This window comes from Tardiphaga sp. 841_E9_N1_2, assembly GCF_051811065.1.
Classification (GTDB): Bacteria; Pseudomonadota; Alphaproteobacteria; order Rhizobiales; family Xanthobacteraceae; genus Tardiphaga; species Tardiphaga robiniae.
The window spans coordinates 3,284,707-3,303,537 of sequence record NZ_JBPWQC010000001.1 but is presented as its reverse complement, the minus strand read 5'-3'; the positions used below and the strand labels follow the sequence as shown (position 1 = coordinate 3,303,537).

General features: G+C 60.6%; 16 protein-coding genes. 12 read left to right on the top strand and 4 right to left on the bottom strand.

Translation table 11 applies throughout. From position 1 onward, the window contains the following. The first annotated feature begins 153 nt into the window (after positions 1–153). From AB8A50_RS15940 to AB8A50_RS15900, 9 genes are all read left to right on the top strand, one after another. Positions 154–1,764 (top strand): ABC transporter substrate-binding protein, encoded by a 1,611-nt coding sequence (locus AB8A50_RS15940; protein ID WP_439078263.1) that lies wholly within the window; start codon positions 154–156, stop codon positions 1,762–1,764. A 74-nt stretch (positions 1,765–1,838) separates the two neighbouring features. Continuing rightward, the gene (locus AB8A50_RS15935) at positions 1,839–3,839 is read left to right on the top strand and encodes a hydantoinase/oxoprolinase family protein (RefSeq protein WP_439078262.1); all 2,001 of its coding nucleotides are present in this window, start codon (positions 1,839–1,841) and stop codon (positions 3,837–3,839) included. Beyond that, the gene (locus AB8A50_RS15930; RefSeq protein WP_439078261.1) at positions 3,836–5,407 is read left to right on the top strand and encodes a hydantoinase B/oxoprolinase family protein; all 1,572 of its coding nucleotides are present in this window, start codon (positions 3,836–3,838) and stop codon (positions 5,405–5,407) included. Before AB8A50_RS15935 ends, AB8A50_RS15930 begins: the two co-directional genes overlap by 4 nt. 31 nt (positions 5,408–5,438) lie before the next feature. Next, a complete protein-coding gene (locus AB8A50_RS15925) occupies positions 5,439–6,752 on the top strand; it encodes an aminotransferase class III-fold pyridoxal phosphate-dependent enzyme (protein WP_439078260.1) in 1,314 nt (437 codons plus the stop codon). Between the two features lie 25 nt (positions 6,753–6,777). Further along, positions 6,778–7,143 (top strand): nuclear transport factor 2 family protein, encoded by a 366-nt coding sequence (locus AB8A50_RS15920; protein WP_439078259.1) that lies wholly within the window; start codon positions 6,778–6,780, stop codon positions 7,141–7,143. A gap of 35 nt (positions 7,144–7,178) precedes the next feature. After that, entirely contained in the window at positions 7,179–8,831 is a 1,653-nt protein-coding gene (locus AB8A50_RS15915) for a long-chain-fatty-acid--CoA ligase (protein ID WP_439078258.1), read from the top strand. After that, a complete protein-coding gene (locus AB8A50_RS15910; RefSeq protein ID WP_439078257.1) occupies positions 8,828–9,250 on the top strand; it encodes a Zn-ribbon domain-containing OB-fold protein in 423 nt (140 codons plus the stop codon). The genes AB8A50_RS15915 and AB8A50_RS15910 overlap by 4 nt, the downstream gene beginning before the upstream one ends. An 81-nt stretch (positions 9,251–9,331) precedes the next feature. Continuing rightward, positions 9,332–10,396, top strand: a complete 1,065-nt coding sequence (locus AB8A50_RS15905) for an acetyl-CoA acetyltransferase (protein ID WP_439078256.1) — start codon at positions 9,332–9,334, stop codon at positions 10,394–10,396. Between the two features lie 322 nt (positions 10,397–10,718). Beyond that, positions 10,719–10,985 carry a hypothetical protein gene (locus AB8A50_RS15900; protein ID WP_439078255.1) on the top strand — a complete coding sequence of 89 codons (267 nt, stop codon included), beginning with the start codon at positions 10,719–10,721 and terminating at the stop codon, positions 10,983–10,985. A gap of 329 nt (positions 10,986–11,314) precedes the next feature. Here the strand turns inward: AB8A50_RS15900 and AB8A50_RS15895 are convergent, their stop codons facing one another. Together AB8A50_RS15895 and AB8A50_RS15890 are read right to left on the bottom strand one after the other, a co-directional pair. After that, complete coding sequence (locus tag AB8A50_RS15895) at positions 11,315–12,265, bottom strand: alpha/beta fold hydrolase (protein WP_439078254.1); 951 nt, start codon at positions 12,263–12,265, stop codon at positions 11,315–11,317. A gap of 117 nt (positions 12,266–12,382) precedes the next feature. Next, positions 12,383–13,084, bottom strand: a complete 702-nt coding sequence (locus AB8A50_RS15890; protein ID WP_439078253.1) for an FMN-dependent NADH-azoreductase — start codon at positions 13,082–13,084, stop codon at positions 12,383–12,385. Positions 13,085–13,196: 112 nt separating this feature from the next. Here AB8A50_RS15890 and AB8A50_RS15885 point away from each other — a divergent pair, with 112 nt between their 5' ends. The 3 genes from AB8A50_RS15885 to AB8A50_RS15875 all read left to right on the top strand — a co-directional run bounded on the left by AB8A50_RS15885 (position 13,197) and on the right by AB8A50_RS15875 (position 15,661). Further along, positions 13,197–14,618, top strand: a complete 1,422-nt coding sequence (locus AB8A50_RS15885) for a PLP-dependent aminotransferase family protein (protein ID WP_439078252.1) — start codon at positions 13,197–13,199, stop codon at positions 14,616–14,618. Between the two features lie 149 nt (positions 14,619–14,767). Further along, positions 14,768–15,232 carry a carboxymuconolactone decarboxylase family protein gene (locus tag AB8A50_RS15880; protein ID WP_439078251.1) on the top strand — a complete coding sequence of 155 codons (465 nt, stop codon included), beginning with the start codon at positions 14,768–14,770 and terminating at the stop codon, positions 15,230–15,232. Between the two features lie 108 nt (positions 15,233–15,340). Beyond that, positions 15,341–15,661: a DMT family transporter gene (locus tag AB8A50_RS15875; RefSeq protein ID WP_439078250.1), complete on the top strand. Its 321-nt coding sequence runs from the start codon at positions 15,341–15,343 to the stop codon at positions 15,659–15,661. A 270-nt stretch (positions 15,662–15,931) separates the two neighbouring features. Here the strand turns inward: AB8A50_RS15875 and AB8A50_RS15870 are convergent, their stop codons facing one another. Beyond that, on the bottom strand, positions 15,932–16,981 hold the full coding sequence (locus AB8A50_RS15870) for an ABC transporter substrate-binding protein (protein ID WP_439078249.1): 1,050 nt from the start codon (positions 16,979–16,981) through the stop codon (positions 15,932–15,934). Further along, a complete protein-coding gene (locus tag AB8A50_RS15865) occupies positions 16,978–18,789 on the bottom strand; it encodes an adenylate/guanylate cyclase domain-containing protein (RefSeq protein ID WP_439078248.1) in 1,812 nt (603 codons plus the stop codon). The genes AB8A50_RS15870 and AB8A50_RS15865 overlap by 4 nt, the downstream gene beginning before the upstream one ends. Between the last annotated feature and the right edge of the window lie 42 nt (positions 18,790–18,831).

The following is an 18,831-nucleotide window of genomic DNA, read 5'->3' as shown; positions in this document are numbered from 1 at the left end:
CTTGCACTGTAACAAAGCACCTTGGCGCCTCGCTCGCGCGTTACCCTGCGTCCAGCAATCTGGCCTAGTCGTTTCCAGTGAGTCTGGCTCTATCCGGATGCGCGCGATGCGCCAAGATTTTGCAGAACGAGGTTCGACAGGGGACGGTGGCAGATGACGGCTGATCGCGGGCGTTTGTTGAGATTGACGGGCAGCGTACTGCTGATGGCGCTCACGCCAGCGGCGGCACAGGCGCAGACGCGGGCCGAGACCCTGCGCCAGGTGACCGGCAACAATATCCCGACGCTAGACCCCACCACGCCGGGCGCGACACGTGAGGCCTTTGGCGTCTCGACCAGCATCTATGACCGCCTTGTGGCCTTCGACCGCAAGCGCGACGAAAACGGCGTCTGGGTATTCGACCGCAGCAAGATCCGCGGCGAACTGGCCGAGAGCTATGAGGTCAGCCCGGACGGGCTGAAGATCACCTTCAAGCTGCGCGATACCAAGTGGCACGATGGCACGCCCGTCACCGCAGAAGACGTGAAATGGTCGCTCGATCGTGCGGTCACGGCCAAATCCATTGCCGCAGGGCAAATGGGCACGGGATCGCTGACCAAGGCCGAGCAGTTCGCGATTGTCGATGATCGCACGATCACTGTAACACTACCCAAAGCGGATCGTCTGGCGCTGGCCAATCTCGCCACGCCGCTGGCGCCGATCTTCAACAGCAAGCTCGCGAAGCAGCATGCCACCGCCGAGGATCCCTGGGCTCAGGAATGGCTGAAGACCAGCACCGCCGGCTCGGGCGCCTACACGGTCGAGATGTTCAAGCCGGGTGAACAGTTGATCCTGAAACGCAACGACAACTGGAAGAGCGGTCGTGACGGCAAGCTGCCTTACTTCAAGCGCGTCATCGAACAGACCATCGGCGATCCCGCCACGCGCGCCAATCTGATCGAGAAGGGCGATGCCGACATCGCCATCGATCTGCAGGCCAGCGACGTGCCGTCGCTGCAGCAGCGCGGCAAGGTCAAGGTGGAGTCGTCACCGCAGACCAACGGCTTCACCATGATTGCCTTCAACACGCAGATGGCGCCATTCGACAATCTCAAGGTCCGTCAGGCCATCGCCATGGCGCTGCCCTATAACGATATGTTCAGCGCAGCAATCTTCAAACGTGGCTTTCCGCTGTTCGGTGCATCGTGGACGTCGCCGCCGAATGGCGACTTCCCGCAGCCGATGCCGGCAAAGACCGATATGGCCAAGGCCAAACAGCTCCTGACCGACGCCGGCTTTCCGAACGGCTTCAAGACCACTTTCAGCATCAATGTCGGCTCCGCCGCGGTCACCGAGCCGATGGCTGCGCTGCTGAAGGAGGCGCTGGCGAAGCTCAACATTGAGGTCGACGTGCAGAAGCTTCCGGACTCGCAGATGTCGACGCAGATCACCGAGAAGAAGTTGCCGTTCTTCACCGAAGGTTCCACCGCCTGGCTGCCGACCACCGATTACTTCTTCCGCAATTTCTTCACCGGTAACCAGCGCTGGAATTACAGCTCCTGGAATGACGAGCTGGTGGTGAAACTGGCCAATCAGGCTCGGTTCGAGCAGGATCAGGCCAAATATGACGAGATGGGCAAGCAGATGATTGCGGAATACGTCAAGGAAGTGCCGCTGGTTCTGCTGTGGCAGGCCAATCAGGACGCCGTGATGATCCCGCAACTCGATGGCTACACCTACTGGTTTCACCGCCAGGTCGACTTCCGCGATCTCGCCCGCAAGTAAGCGAAGACGAACGACCCGACGATGTAGCCCTTGTGCTGCATCGCCGGCCCTGAACGAAAGCGGGACCAACGCGCGTGACGAATATCTGGGAAATCGGAACCGACATCGGTGGCACCTTCACCGATATCATCGCCATCCGGCGCGACACGTCAGAGACGCGGATCGCCAAAGTGCCGTCGCGCCCACATGCGCCGGTCCAGGCGATGCTGGAAGCGATCGAGGCGGTCGGCCTGCGCAAGAGCGATGTGAAGCGTTTCATTCATGGCACCACCCGGATCACCAATGCGATCGTCGAGGAGCGTCTGCCCAGGATCGCCCTGATCGCGACCAAGGGGTTCGAGGACGTTCTGGAGATCGCCAGATATCGCCGCCGCGATCTCTATCGTCTGGACATCGCGCCAAAGGCCAAGGCGCTGGTGCCGCGTGAATTGTGTTTCGCGCTCGATGAGCGCCTTGATCACGAGGGCCAAGTGCTGAGGCCGCTGGCCGAAGCCGAAATCAAGCGCCTGATCGCTTGGCTGAAGGAGACCGGCGTGGAAAGCGTCGCCGTCTCGCTGCTGCACGCCTATGCAAATCCCGTCCATGAACAGATGCTGGCCGAACGGTTGAAGGATGTCGTTCCGCATGTCTCGCTGTCGCATGAGATCAATCCCGAAGCGCGCGAATATGAGCGCACGTCGTCGACGGCGTTCAATGCGGCGGCGATGCCGATTGCGGTGGAATATCTGAGCGAGCTTGAAGAGCGTCTGCCCATCGGTCCGGGCCTGCAGGTGTTTCACTCTGCCGGCGCGATGATCCCGATTTCAGCCGTCAAGCGCCGCCCGCTGGTGATGGCCATGTCCGGCCCGGCCGCCGGCGTCGCGGCCTCGGTCAGCATCGCGCGCCAGCTCAAGAAATCCCGCGTGCTCACTTTCGATATGGGCGGCACGACGACTGACGTCTGTCTGATCGTCGATGGCCAGGCGGAGATGGCCGACGGCAAGATGCTTGGCGATCGTCCGCTGCGTCAGCCGATGCTGGCGGTGCATTCCATTGGCGCTGGCGGTGGCTCCATCGTGCGCGCCGGCGCAGGCGGTCTGACCGTCGGGCCGGAAAGTGCCGGCTCGGAGCCGGGCCCAGCCTGCTATGGCCGTGGCGGCACCAAGCCGACCATCACCGATGCCAATGCGCTGCTCGGCTATCTCAACCCTGAAACCAAGCTCGGCGACCGCATCGGTATCGACGTCGATGCTGCAGCCCGCGTCATCGAGCCGATCGCGCAGGGTCTCGGGCTCAGCCTTACCGAGACTGCGCTCGGCATCATTCGCGTCGCGAATGCCACCATGGCTCGCGCGCTGCGCCGCGTGACGGTGGAGCGCGGCATCGATGGTCGCGACTGCACGCTGCTGGCGTTTGGCGGTGGCGGCCCGATGCATGCGGCGGGTCTCGCCGAACTCTACGGGATCACGGAGATCGTGGTGCCCGCTGCGTCCAGCGCCTTCTCCGCGCTGGGATGTCTGACTGCGGATTTCAGCTTCCTGCAGCAGCAGACGTTGCGCGTGGCGCTGGACGGCATCGATCTGGCCAAGGTCACGCAGCGCATCGAAGCGCTGGTCGAGCAGACCCTCGTGCCTCTGCTCGCCAATGCGATCCCGCGCGACTCCATCCAGATCGAACTGGTCGCGCTGATGCGCTATGCCGCGCAGGCCGATGCGATCCCCGTGCCTTTCACGATGCCGCTCGATGTCGATAGACTTCGGCAGGACTTTCTCGTCAAGCATCGCGAACTGTTCGGCTATGCGACCAACGAAAGCTGCGTGATCGAATCCGTGCGTGCGCAGGCGCGGCAGCCCTCGACCACCGAAGTCAGTCGCCCGTCAACAGTGTTGCGCGCCGAATCTGCTCCGAAGCGCCGTTGCTCGTTCGATGGCGCGCTGGATGTGATGACCGATGTGATCGATCGGAGCGCCATGACTTCCGTCGTGTTTGGTCCGGCGATCATCGAAGACGCCTGGTCCACCGTGGTGCTGCCGCCGCAATGGCAGGCGACGCCGGACAGCAACGGCAATCTTTATCTCGCGAAGGTGGCATCATGAAGCTCGACCCCTTTGCCGTCGAAGTGATCCGCCATGGCCTGTCGGCCGCGGCGGAAGAGATGAGCCTGGTGATGACACGCTCGGCGCGTTCGCCGCTGCTCCGCGAAGCCGGCGATCTATCCTCGGCGATCACCGACGCGCAGGGCGAACTGGTCGGGCAGGGCCGTGACATCCCCGTGCATCTCGGCGCCATGGCCTATACGATCCGCGAATTACTGAAAGTCGTGCCGGCTGCGACGCTGAGCGAAGGCGATGTGCTGATCTACAATCTCGGCGCGCTCGGCGGCAATCACCTTAACGACGTCAAGGTCGTCCGTCCGGTATTCTTCGAGGGTGACATCGTTGCCTTCGCCGTCAGCCTCGCGCATTGGCCCGATATCGGTGGCTCATGGCCGGGCAGCTATCTCGCCAAGGCTATCGATACCTTCCAGGAAGCGCTGCGCGTTCCACCGATCAAGATCGCCACCGCGGCGGGTGTCAGCGATGCCATCGTCCAGTTCCTCAAGGTCAATGTCCGCGATCCGGAATCCTGCGAGGGTGATTTGCTCGGCCAGATCGCCTGCACACTGGCCGGCGAAAAGCGCATCGTCGAATTGTGCAAGCAGCACGGCAAGGCAATGTTCGTGGCGGCGCTGTCGCGGCTGCACGATCTCTCCGAAGCCGAGATGCGCGAAGCCATTCTCGGGCTACCTGACGGCGTCTATGAAGGCGAGGATTTTCTCGACGACGGCGGCCCCAATGATGAGCCGGCCCGCATCCATGTCAAGATCACCATCAAGGGCGACGAAGCGACGTTCGATCTGTCCGGCAGTTGCGACCGGGTCTCGAATTTCTGTAACACCACGTCCTTCATCGCGAAATCCGCGGTGGCCTATAGCGCGCGCATCATGAGCGGGCGCGATATGCAGCAGAATGGCGGCGCGTTGCGTCCGCTCACCATCATCACTCGGCCGGGCTCGATCTTTGAACCCGGTCTCACCGCACCGGTGGCGGCAGGCAATCACGAGACGTCGCTGCGCATCGTCGATGCGATCTTCCTGGCCATGCAGGATGTGATACCGGAGCGGCTGTCGTCGGGCGGCGCCACCACGTCCGGCATGCTCTCTTTCGCCGAGCCGCGGCAGGATGGCTCCTGGAAGATGCTGTACGAGGTCCATGCCGGCGGCGAGGGTGCGCGGCACAATCGCGCCGGCTGCGCCGCAACCCGCGTGCACCTGACCAACACCTCCAACACGCCGGCCGAGGCCATCGAGGCCAACTACAATATTCGCGTCGAGCAGCAGGCGATCCGCTGGGGCTCCGGCGGGGCAGGCGCCTATCCGGGCGGTGACGGTGTCGTGCGCAGCTACCGGATTCTCGCACCCAGCATGCATCTGACCAGTTGTGTCGAGCGCAAGATTATTCCCCCGTTTGGCTTGAAGGGCGGTGCACCCGGTAAGACCGCACGCCTCACGCTCACGCGCGGCGACGAGGTGATCGATGTCGAGGGCAAGTCGAACCTCGTGCTGCAACGGGACGATGTCATCACCATCGAGATGTGCGGCGGCGGCGGCTATGGCCGCGCGTGATGCACCTCCGCAAGGACAAAAAGGATAATCGATGAGCAGACTTTTGCGGACGGGCCTCAATGCCGGCGATAGCGCACCCCTGACCGTGGTTGGCGGCGAAGGCGTGTATTTCCATCTGCAGGATGGGCGTCGCCTGATCGACGGCAGCAACACCGGCGGCGGGCTCGGCCATCGCCACCCGAAAATGGTGGAAGCCATTCGTGCAGCCGCGGATACGCCGGTCGTCAACGAAGGCTGGACCTGGATCGGCCGCGAGAAAGCCGCCGATGATCTGATCGGCACCGCCTTTGCGGGCGAAGAGGATTGGGTCGGCGGGGTACGCTTCTGCATCAGCGGCAGCGAGGCCAACGACATGGCGTTATCGCTGTGTCAGGCGCTGTCGCAGAAGACGGCATTGGCGACGCGCGAGCGCGCCTATCATGGCCTCGTCGGTCTGTCGCGCAGCATGACCGTGCAGCCGCACTGGCATGGTGGGCTTGCCGTGCAGGCCGGCGGTTCGCGTCTGCCGGCCCCGATGGCGCCGGTGAAGATCCTGCCTGCACCTGACGGGGCGATCTATGGCGCGCCGCTGAGCAACCAGCCAGTCAAGGACGTGCTCGCCGATGCTGGCACTATTCTGGCGGATACGGCGGCGACCATCATCGACTACACGCAGGGCGGCAATTACTACGACGGCGACTATCAGGACGAAGTCGCCGATCACGCCGCGAAAGCAAATTCGATCTGGATTGCCGACGAAGTCGTCACGGGCGCCGGACGCTCCGGCCGCTGGTTCGCTTTCCAGGGTGCGCAGAGCCGTCCGGATATCGTGACCATGGGCAAGTCGCTTGGCGGCGGGGCTGCGGCGGTCGCGGCCGTGGTCGTGTCCAAGAAGATCGTCGAGCAGCTCAAGGGATCGAGCTGGCAGAATTACGGCACGCTGCGCGGCCATCCGATCAGCATGGCCGCCATCAGTGCCTATCTCAATGTGGTGACGGAAGAGGATATTCTGGCGCGCGTGCGCGCCATGGAAGTGTTCTTCACCAAGCGCCTGCTGGAAATCGCCCGTCGCCATCCGAGCGTCAGCCGCGTTGCAGGCCGGGGCCTGCACTGGACCGTCGAACTACACGGGCCCGACTGGCGTTCATGGGCTGCCGACACCACGGAAAATCCGATTGCCTCGCGTGTTGCCGCGCGGGCGATGGAAGCCGGAGCCGTGATCGGCACCAGCGGCGAGCAGACCTCACTGTTCCTGGCGCCGCCGCTGATCATCAGCGAGCAGGATGCCGAGCGGCTGCTCGAAGCGCTCGACCACGGACTCGAACTTGCCGACCAGGAACATGCGCGTTCCGGCGGCCTCAACTGACATACGCGACAACCGAGACTTGAAGATGCAAGACGAACAGGACATCCGCGCCGTCATCGCCGGCTATTTCGAAGCGCTGTATCACGGTGATGTCGCCGGCTTCCGTCGGGTGTTGCACCCGCAGGTGCGGCTATCCTCGGCAACCGATGGCACGCTCGTCAATCTCGATCTCGAAACCTATATGGGCATGGTTGCCGCGCGGCCGTCATCGGCGTCGCGGGGCGACCCGCGCGAGGACGAGATCGTGAGCGTGTCGGTGGCATCGCCGACAACGGCCCATGCCCGCGTCAGGGACATGTATCTGCCGAAGCGCTTCGTCAACGAACTCTCCTTCATCAAGATCGATGGCCGCTGGCAGATCATTGCCAAGGTCTGGCACTTCTTCGCCTGATTAATTGCTGAAATGTACCTGTCAGGAGGCTTGCCGTGAGTGACGTCTCTCCGTTCTGGCCACCCGACGAGCCGCACACGCTGCCGTTGCCCGAGGGCGTCCTCTACAACGCGCTGGTGCGGGCCGCGACCGCACGGCCGGATCACCCGGCCACACTGTTCTATGGCGGTGTTGTCACCTATGCGGAATTGCTGCGGCAGGTCGACGCACTCGCCGGCTATCTGCAGAACATCTGCGGCGTGAAGCGCGGTGACCGCGTCATGGTCGCGCTTCAGAATTCGCCGCAATATGTGATCTCGTACTACGCCGTCATGCGGGCCGACGCGGTCGTGGTGCCGATCAACCCGATGAACAAGACCGCCGAACTCGACTACATGGCGTCCGACAGCGGCGCGAGCGTGGCGATCATCGGTAGCGATCTTGTCGATGTCTTCGCGCCGCTGGTCGGACAAGCCATCAACAGCATCATCGTCGCACACTATCGCGACTACGTTCCCGAAACCACGCCTTACGCGTTGCCGGCCTGCGTAACGCAGAACGGATCATGCCCCACCGTACCGGGCTGGCGTGCATGGGACTACGTGTTGTCCCGCAACGAAGTGCCGACGCCGATGACCGCGACGTCCGCCGACCTCTGCCTATTCCCTTACACATCCGGCACGACAGGCAAGCCGAAGGCCTGCATGCATCTGCACAGCAGCGTCCTGTTCACGGCGGTGTTGCAAGCGCGCTGGTACCGGCTCGGTGGCGACGACGTGCTGACTGGCGTGCAGCCGTTCTTTCATGTGGCGGGCATGCAGGGCTCGATGAATGCGGCGATCTCGATCGGCGCGACGCTGATGCTGATGGCGCGCTGGGATAAGGACCTGATCCCGCCATTGTTCGAAGCCCATGGCGTGACGTTCTGGAACGCGGCGCCGACCATGATCGTCGACGTGCTCTCCAGCCCGACATTCCGCGAAGAATGTTTTACAAAGCTCAAGGTCATCACCGGAGGTGGCGCGGCGATGCCGGTGGCGGTGGCCGAGCGGCTGAAGACCCGCTTTAGCCTCGAATTCGTCGAAGGCTACGGCATGACCGAGACCATGTCGCCGACCCACATCAATCCGATGGAAGCGCCAAGGCGCCAGTGCCTCGGCATCGCCGTGCACCAGACCGACGCGCGGATCATCGATCCCGACACGCTGACCGAGCTCGGCAGCGACGCAATTGGCGAGATCGTGGTCAACGGCCCGCAGGTGCTGCAGAACTACTGGAACAAGCCCGAAGCGAACGAGGCCGCATTCGTCACGCTGGGTGGCAAGCGCTTTCTACGTACGGGCGATCTCGGCTATCGCGACCGCGACGGCTATTTCTTCGCTGTCGACCGGCTGAAGCGGATGATCAATGTCAGTGGCTTCAAGGTTTGGCCGGCGGAAGTCGAATCCATCATGTATGGCCATCCCGCCATCAAGGAGTGCTGCATCATTTCGACGCCGGACAGCTATCGCGGCGAGTCGGTGAAGGCGCTGGTGGTCCTGCATGATGCGGCCAAAGCGTCGACAACGGCAGACGACATCATCGGCTGGGCGCGTGGGGCCATGGCCAACTACAAGACGCCACGCTCGGTGGTGCTGGTCGATAACCTGCCGCGCTCGGAGAGCAACAAGATCAACTGGCGGTCGCTGCAGGAAGCGGAGTGGACATGACGACAGCAACCTCGCCGGCGACCGGGCTTGGTCCCGAAGGACAGTTCTGGGCCCATCTGCGCGCGGGCAGACTGATGATCCAGCGTTCGCGCTCGACCGGCGAATATGTGTTCTATCCGCGCTTGATCGCGCCCCGCAGCGGCGCAGACGATCTCGAATTCGTCGAAGTTAGTGGCTTCGGCACGGTCTATTCGACCACCATCATGCGGCGGCCCGCGAAGCACGGCGGCGACACCAACGCCTGCGTCGTCGAACTCGATGAGGGCGTCCGCATGCTTAGCCGCGTCATCGCGTGCGCGCCGGATGAGGTTCATATCGGCATGCGCCTGCAGGCGGTGATCGCGCCGGTGGATTTCGGCACCTATGCCAATAGCGAGCAGCCCATCGTGCTGTTTCGTCCCGTGGGAGCCGCGCCATGACCGCATCCTCGTTGCGTGGCAAGAGCGCCATCTTCGGTATCGGCACCTACGGCCTCGGCCGTGCGCCGGGGGATGTCGGCGATGGATCTGATGGCCGGCGCCACTGCGCGCGCGGTCGCCGATGCGGGTCTGCAGTTGAAGGACATCGATGGTATCTGCGGTGGCACGCTGTATCACATGTTCCCGACGCTCTCGATGGGTGAGTATCTCGGCATCCGCCCGAAATGGGCCTGCTCCGACATGACCGGCGGCTCGTCCTTCCTGTCACATCTCCTGCAGGCGACCATGGCCATCGAGGCAGGGCTCTGCACCACGGTGCTGATCGCCTATGGCTCCAACCTCAAACAAGCCGGCACCTTCGGCATCCACGAACTGCCGACCTTCGAGAAAGTCTACGGCCTGATGTCGCCGCTGCCCGGCTACGCGATGTGCGCCGCGCGGCACATGTATGAATATGGCACCACGCGCGCGCAGATGGCGGAAGTTGCCGTGGCCGCGCGGCAATGGGCACAGCTGCATCCCGATGCGACGATGAAGGCACCGCTGACCATCGAAGACGTGCTGGCATCGCCGCTGGTGGCCGATCCGCTCTCGCGGCTGGATTGCTGTCTGATGAGTGATGGCGGTGCGGCGGTCATCGTCACCAGTCCCGATCGAGCGAAAGCGCTGAAGCACAAGCCGGTCTATTTCCTCGGCGGCGCCGGGGCGAGCTGGAGCCGCGAGGTCTCGCAGATCCCGGATTTCTGTACGACGCCGACGGCCGAATGCGCGCCGCGCGCGTTTGAGATGGCGGGCATCACCACGGCTGATGTCGATGTGTTGCAGCTCTACGACGCCTTCACCATCAATGTCATCATGTTCCTGGAAGACATGAGATTCTGCAAGAAAGGCGAGGGCGGCGCGTTTGTCTCCGGCGGTCGGATCGCGCCGGGTGGCGCTCTGCCGGTCAATACCAATGGCGGTGGATTGTCGTTTGCACATCCAGGCATGTATGGGCTGTTCACGCTCATCGAAGCGACGGAGCAATTGCGCGGCAATGCCGGCGCACGGCAGATCGCGGGTGCCGAGATCGCGATCGCTCATGGCAATGGCTGCACCTTCTCGCATGAATTTACGGCCGTGCTTGGCGGCGCCAACACGCTGTAATGACAGATCTGTTGATGTTCACACTTTGTGGATAATGGGCGATCATGTGTGACCACACGCGGTGTCGCCGATAGTGCCCTTAGTTCTTCCTATCGATCGTGAAGTCGAAATTACAGTCTTCATCGGCTTGCGTCGCCGTCTGGCGAAACAGGTACACGTGGCGTTCAAACGGGCCGAGCCATCGCATGTTTAGCCGTTATGGAATTGACGAAAAAGCGCCCTCGCAGGCGCTCTTTTTTGGCTCAATCCGAGAACGTTCTGACAACAGTTTTCCGGAATGGGCAGGGACCACTTTCCGGAATGGAATAGCTCTAAAACTCAGGTGGTTGATTTTATTGTTGAATTTGGCTGGGGCGGGAGTGCCGTTCGCACCTGTCTCCGTGTCAATTCCCTGCAAACAGGGTATTTTACAGGGAATTTGCGATTTTCGACACCGGTGTTCATTTTCGACCCATCCATTCAGCGGATTAAAGGGGAAAATCGTCGAATTCCCTGTGCCATCGAACAGGGAATTCATTTCGAATTGCAGGCAATAATGAAAATGGATCAGGGAAGACAAAAGCTGCTCTTCATGCGAGGGCTAGCTTGAACCTTTTATTGGGAGTGCTCGGACCAGGGCGACGCATACGACGATGAGATTGCATCGTTGCGGGACTACAGTCGAACCGACCGAACGTTGGCGTCGCCGTCTTGGATAGCCAGTCTGTTGCGTTTCGCGTGCGTGAACCCAGGACATAGTCGTTCCAGAATAGCCAAATGGCAGCTTTCGGCGCAAAGCGGACACGATGTGAGTTGGCAGTGCCTGTGCCACTTCGGGAGCCAACATGCTTGTTGTGAGCCATTAGAAAAGCGCACCGCCATGTGGGCCGTTGTCCACATGGTGCTATTTGACTTCGGAACGCTGTCGCGAGAGAGATTTTATCTAACCGCGGCGCGAATTTCGGCGGCGACCCGTTTGGGGTCCTGGAGATGGGCGTAGTGGCCAATGCCAGAGAGCACGGTGAAGTCGGCCTTTGCTTTCGTCGCAAACTCGATACCCATCTGCTTGCCGATGTAGATGTCCTTCTCACCCCAAACGACTTTCACCGGGGTTGTGAGCCGTGAAATATTGGCCTCAAGATATTCCTCGTCGCGCGTGAAGTGCGAATAATAATGATAGAAGGCATCGCCAGAGGTCAGCGCGCCCTGACTCCACCCCGTCAGCATATCCTGCTTGAAAGTCGTTGAGATGAAGAACTGCGATTCAATGGGCAGTCCGCCCTTGAAGGCGTTCTCGATAACCTGGCCGCTATTCTGGTAATATCGAGTACGGATCTGGTCCGACGTCGCGGGCGCCTTCAGGTCGCGCAGGCGTTCATGCATATATTGTGGGCGATTGAACGGGGCGAAATCCCCGACAATGATCGTACGTGCAATGCCGGGCTCTTCAAGCGCCGCGAGAAGTGCGGGCAGGGCCCCGATGTCGGTCGCATAAATGATTAGCTTCGACGATTCGATGCCCGCCTTAACGATATATTCCTTCAGTACGCGCGCGTAGTCGCTGGGCGCGTAGGAGAACTTGTCGGTCGACGGCCGTGAAGACTGACCATAGCCTGGCCAATCGAATGCATGGACTTCGTATTCATCAGAAAGGGACTCGGCAACGGGTTGCCAGGTGTGGAGCGTTTCGGGAAAGCCATGCAGCAAAAGCACGACGCCCTTTGATCGTGGGTTGCGGATCAGCATCTGTCGCACTGTGATGTCCTTGTTGAGTGTGACAAAGCCGATCTCGGCTATTGGTCGAGCTACATCTTCATGTGTGGCCGCGGGAGAGATCGAAGCGCCAAGCGTGAGGGTCGCTGCGGTGATCATTGGGAGCAATTTCGACATGGTTCATTCCTTTCATGGTTTCGCGTCAAGACGCTCGATGTGTTGCCATTCGGCTTCATTCGTAAGAACCAAGAACTGCCTTGTGCACTGGGCCATGACCGCTCCGCGGTGCATGGATCACACGACCATCGGCGCGTGTGTCGGCACACTGCCTGACTGGGCAAAGTAGCTCTGAAGCGCCTGATCAGTTGTGGTCCTGGCGTCGGCCAAAGTATCCGGCGCGAGTGCCGTGCCTTCGATGGCAAAGAAGACAAGGTCGCGCAGCCCAATGGTACCGAGGCTCGCTCGAAGATAAGGCGTTAAAAAATCCGGCTGATGCGCCCTTTGACCTGAATATCGTCCGCCTGACGATACGGCCACGAAGACCGGGCGGTCCCGGAGCAGCCCGACATATCCATCTGGGGTCGCCCGGAACGTGCGACGGACGCGCACGACATGATCGATCCACGCCTTCAGCGTTGAGGGTACGGTGAAGTTATGCATTGGTGTCGCAATGACCACGCAATCCGAACTCTCGAGCTCGCGAATGAGCTCATCGGATTGCGATATCGATCCGCTCGGATCCCTTTCGGCGGAGGATTCTTGCGTAGAGCCAAGAGCCGTCGCGTAACAGCTGTCGATGTGCGGCAACCCGCCGCCGCCAATCTCGCGATTGACAACCATCGCGGTTGGATCGCGTTTCAATAGGAAATCGATAATCCTGCGCGAAAGCTTGCGGCTCTCGGAGGCATGCCCGCGCGGACTGCAAATCACATGAAGGATTTTCATCTTCCGTTTCTTTCGGTGTTGGAGAAATGCGGTCTGGGATGTCGCGATCATTGCAGGCCGCTCGCCCCGCATCCAAGGTCCATGAAACAATCGCGTGACTAGGCCATGATTGTCGTTCGGACTAATGCTATCGTCGAGCAAACGCATCCGCAGAGTCGGCGCCATGACCATTTTGAAGGCCGGCAAGTTCTCGCCGCTGGATCCAGCCGCGGCGGAGCCGTTCTATCGCCAAATCTACAATCGGGTCCGCAATGCAATTGCTAGCGGTTCATTGAAGCCGGGCGACCGCATTCCTTCTGCTCGGGCTCTGACCAAGGAACTTGGGTTGGCGCGCGGGACGATCGAGACCGCCTATTCGCTATTGGCCGCCGAGGGCTACATTCAGGCCAAGGGACAGGCCGGCACCATCGTTACGCCCGGGCTCAAGCTGCAAGCCCCCGTTCCGAGCCCAATCCGTCAGGTTGATACTAGCCTCGCTGCAACGAGCTTTCGCCCGGATACGATTTTGCCGTTTCAGATGGGTCTGCCGGCACTGGACATGTTTCCACGCAAGATCTGGGCTCGTCTCGGCGCACGCTGCGTACGCGCGATGCAGCCATCCGCGATGGTGCATCCCGCGATCTACGGGCTGCCGCCCCTGCGTGCCGAGATCGCAGCGTATCTCCAGGTCTCGCGCGGGATCGACTGCTCGCCCTCCCAAATATTCCTGACATCGGGATATCGCCACACCATTGAACTGATCGGGCATGCCTTGTTGAAGGCAGGCGATCGCGTCTGGGTCGAAGACCCCGGCTATCCGCCGACGCGCGAGATCCTACGTCATATGAACACGACGACGGTGCCGATCCCAGTGGATCGCGACGGCATGATGGTTTCCGATGGCATCAGGCTCGCACCGCGCGCGCGCGCAGCAGTAGTTACGCCGGCGCATCAGAGTCCTCTATGCGTGTCCTTAACACTGCCACGGCGAATGGCGTTGCTAGACTGGGCGACACGGAACAACGCGTGGATCGTTGAGGACGACTATGACGGCGAGTATCGCTATGTGAGCCGTCCTTTGCCCGCATTGAAGAGCCTCGATCGGGACGGGCGCGTTCTTTATGCAGGAACCTTCAGCAAGGTGCTGTTCCCCAGCCTTAGGCTCGCCTATCTGGTCGTGCCGCCGTCACAGGTCGAACGCTTCGAACAGATCAGTCAGGTGTTGGCTGCTGGCAATCCGGAGCTGACACAGACGATCGTCACGGCTTTTATCACCGAAGGCCATTTCGCCCGCCATATTCAGCGGATGCGCAAGCTCTATGCCGAAAGGCGTGAAGCAACAAAAGCCGGTTTGGAGGGCGTGCTGGGGAAATACGTGCGGATCGACTCATCGCCTGGCGGAATGCATCTGATCCTGCGTCTACAGGGCCAGCGCTCTGACAGTCGGCTTGTTACGCGCATGCGAAAGGATGGGCTGTATGCAGAGGCGCTGACGGACTGGATCTCCGGCGAGCAGACCGCCTCGGCGCTGCTTCTCAATTTTACGAATATTGATTCACAGCGCACCGCCGAAAACTTCGGCAAGCGTATCCTGACCTTGATGTGATCGTCATGAAAACCGTCTCTGATACGTGTGGGACGCATCGGCCGGGCGACGATCTTGGCCCAGGCCGTAAGCCATAATATGGACCTTCTGACATAGGCCACGATAACGCACGATGGAATCCTTCAACCAACACTTGAAAGGAATTCATCATGACCGACCGTATCGACTACGCAAAAGCCTCGCCTGAGGGGTACCGGGCATTCGGAGGCGTCTATATCTATATTCAGAAAAGCGGCCTTCCGACGGAATTGATCAATCTCGTCTATCTCAGGGTCTCGCAGATCAATGGCTGCGCCTATTGCGTCGACATGCATACCCGCGACTTACTCAAATCCAGCATTGCGATCGAGAAGCTCGTGCTGGTGCCAGTATGGCGCGACGCTTCAGCGTTGTTTACACAGCGTGAACAGGCCGCGCTTGCGTGGGCGGAAACCGTGACGCGCGTGGCTGAGACCGGCATTCCACAGTCCGACTATGAGGCTGTCGCCGCGGAGTTTAGCGACAAGGAAATCGCCGATCTCAGCTATGCGATCGGTCTGATGAATGCCTTTAACCGCTTCGGCGTCGGTTTCCGCTCTATTCCCGCCGCAGTGGCTGCTGTCGCCGGAGCCTGAATCCGTATCGCCAGCGCGGGGCCGCTATCTGCGCCGCAGCGCTGGCGATTGATCACCGAACCTTGCTTGGCCGGAGTGGCTGGCAAATCAATCAACGGAGTATCCGCCATGGCATGGGCCATTCTCGGGGTCGCCGGCGTTCTCGAAATCGCTTTCGCTATCTGCATGAAATGGTCTGACGGCTTCACACGGCTCGTACCCAGCGCGCTGACCGTCGCGACCGGTCTATCCAGCGTCATTCTGCTGTCAATGTCGCTCCGGGCATTGCCAATGGGGACGGCCTACGCGGTCTGGACGGGCATTGGCGCTGCCGGCACTGCGGTATTGGGTATCGTGCTGCTCGACGAATCCGCCTCGCCGACGCGGCTGCTGTGCATCACGCTCATTCTGGCGGGTGTGATCGGGCTCAGATGGGTATCAGAGGCCTGAGGATTGGGTGCGGAATTCAACGACGTCGAGCTCGGGTATCGGCGACGGTGTTAATGAGCTGCCACGAAGGCTCGGCGGCTCGCAGCCTCCACGGATCGCCCAAGATATTTTCAAATGACAAGACTAGCCACAATGCACGGACGCCTTCTAAAGGTGCAGTTCTTGCGGTCGGCGGAGAGCTATAGAATCGTAGATCCGCTTGTAGCGTGGTAAAGCGGACCTTGGATTGAGAAGGCGTCTGAACAGCAACGTTGGCTATGGCCTGTGAGGCTACTCAACGACATCATCGGCGCCGATGGCAAGCGACAACGGAAACTCGCGGCCAAGCTGGACGGCAGTCCTGAGGTTGATCACAAGCTCGACTTTGGTGACCAGTTGGACGGGAAGGTCGTGAGGCTGCTCACCTTTGAGAACGCGTCCGGCATAGACTCCTGCCCGTCGATGGGATTGAGCAAAGTCGCCTCCGTAGCTCATCAGGCCGCCCGCGATTGGGAAGTCGCGCGATTGGGTGATCGCCGGTATGCGATACTTGAGCGCAAGATGTGCGATGGGGCGACTCCTGAAGGCAAAGTATGGATCCGAGGTGAAAACGACACCGCTGATTGCGTTCTTCGCCAAAGTCGCAAAAAGAGGATCGAAATCGCTCTCTGTTTTGGCCTGAACGACATGAAGCTTGATATCGAGCGTGTCCGCGGCAGCGGTCATGTTCTGTAACTGCGAGGCTGCTGTCGGGCTGGCTGGATTCACCGCAACAGCTAGCGTACGGGCATTGCGATCCATATCATGCATCAGTTCGAGGCGTTTAGGCGACACATCTACGCTCAGGCTGGAAATGCCTGTTATGTTTCCACCAGGTCGGGAAAGACTATCAACGACACCGATTTGCACAGGATCTCCACCCATTTCGAACACAATGGTCTTCGTCGTGGTGGCCCCTTTGGCTGCAAGGGCTGCTTGCGCGCCTCCTGCCGCGACGATCGCATCGACCTGTCGGTTCACCAAGTCGGCCGCAAGTCTGGGCAGATGCTCGTACTGGCCGTTTGCCCACGCATAGTCGATCCGAACGTTTTCGCCCTCGACAAAGCCTGCCTCCTGCAACCCGGCCCGGAATGCAGCGAGTCGACTGGCGAACAACTCCGGCGTTTCGGGGCAAAGATATCCAATGGCAGGAAGAGGGGAGGCATTCGCAGGCTTCGGGCGACCCACAAGTGCCGAACATGCAAGAAGGCCCAGGACGTCTCGCCGGCGAAGGAGCCTTGTTGCGCCATCCGGTGTCTGTCGAAGACCGGGGGAAAGCGAAGCGGTGATTGTGCGGGTCATGCATCACCGTTCGGTGTGATGGAGGCGCATAATTCGTGACATTCGTCGTTCCGTCGACCAGCTTTGTTCATGGCAGGTTTGCCGCGGGGGAAGGCCACGTTGAATACCGGGACAGCGTCCCCGAATCCCTTCAGTCGTCGATTGCCTCGCGCTGAGATCGCGCGCCGGCACCCTATCGCTTCGGCCAACTCGGCATTCAGCAGGATTTCTCCATCAGCCGCCGATGCGCACAGCCGCGATGCCAGATTAACGACACTGCCGATAGCCGTGTAATCGAACCGATCCTGGTAGCCGATACGGCCGACCGTGGCCGCCCCACTCGCGAGGCCGACGCCGAACCCGATATTGAATCCACAAATCCGCCAGTCGTTCATCAGCAGCTGCACGGTGTTTTGCATCTCGATTGAGATATCGAGCGCCTTTAGCTCCGGCTCGGAAACAGCGACCGGGGCGTTGACGAGCACCATCAGTCCGTCACCCGTGAAGTTGATGAGTGTTGCCTCATGTTGAGTGATTACACGCCCAACGGCTTCGTAATAGTCCGATAGCACCTGAATAACCTGTTCAGGAGCCGCCTCGGCGGAGAACGCTGTGAACCCGCGAAGATCGCAAAAGATCACAACTACTTCGGTCCGCCGGCCATCCAGCACGCTATCGTCGCCGGATTTGTCGATGAGATCGGCAACCTGGGGCGCGAAAAAACGCTTCAATCGCTCGATTTGCTGTTGATGCTGTTGCGCCAGCGCGAGCTGCGATGACATCTGATTAAAGGCATTTGCGAGACGCTGGAATTCGTCACCGGTTTGGATGGAAATGCGATGACCGAAATCGCCGGAACCAATCCGTTTGGTGCCCTCCTCGAGAATCCTGATAGGTGAGGTCATCTTTCGGGCAAGTGCGTAGGCGAGCAGACCGGCAAATAGCGTGCCTATCACGAGGAGACTGATCGTCCTCCAGAACGCGCGATAGATCGGCGCGAAGGCCTCGGATAGCGGCTGTTGCACGACCACCGTCCAGTCTGGCCCGGCGACCTCAGCTGCCACGGCGGCGACTGCGTCGCCGCGCAGATCGACACCGGTTGCCAGACTCGGGCCCGCATTGCTGATCTTATCGCGAATGGCGCGAAAAGGCCTGGAGGTGGCTTCCTCTGCACCGCGGAGTACCAGGCTTATGTCAGGGTGGGCGATCAACCATCCTGCGCGGTCCAGGACAAACGCGTGGCCGGCATTTCCGACCTTGATCGCAGCGATGACGTTCCAGATGAGTTTGAGGTTGACCTCAGCAATGATCCCGCCGACCGCGCGGCGATTGCCGACAACAGCGATTGTCATGTACGGCTCCGAGCCCCGATTGAGGCTGATGGCGCTGAACGCGATCCTGTTGGATTGCGCCGTCCTGACTAATGGATCGTCAGAGCGATCTATCTGGCTATCGATGCGATTGAGGCCGATACGGGCGACATGTAAGCGCTCTTTGAAATTGTTGTCCAAGAGGGTCAAGCTTACAACAGCCGGTGCTTGGCGAAACAACCGTAGCGCGTCGGTCTTGCGACCCTCATCGGGTTGGCTCGTCCATGGCGTCTGGATTAGCCAACCGAGCTGATCTGCAATACCGAAGATGAAATCGTGTATCTCGGATGCGGCACTGGCGGCCTGCACGCCTAAAAGCTGGTCTAGCCGTGCGCGCTGATCCCAGTAACTGAACCGCGCCTCGACGAGCCCGCTGATGGCCACGGGCGCAGAGACCGCGACAAACAGGATCAGAAAATACTTTCTGAAAAGTCCGCTGAGTCTGTCCCGGACAATCATGCCTCCGCATCCTGTCAAATGTCGTGTAGGCCATTCTCGGCG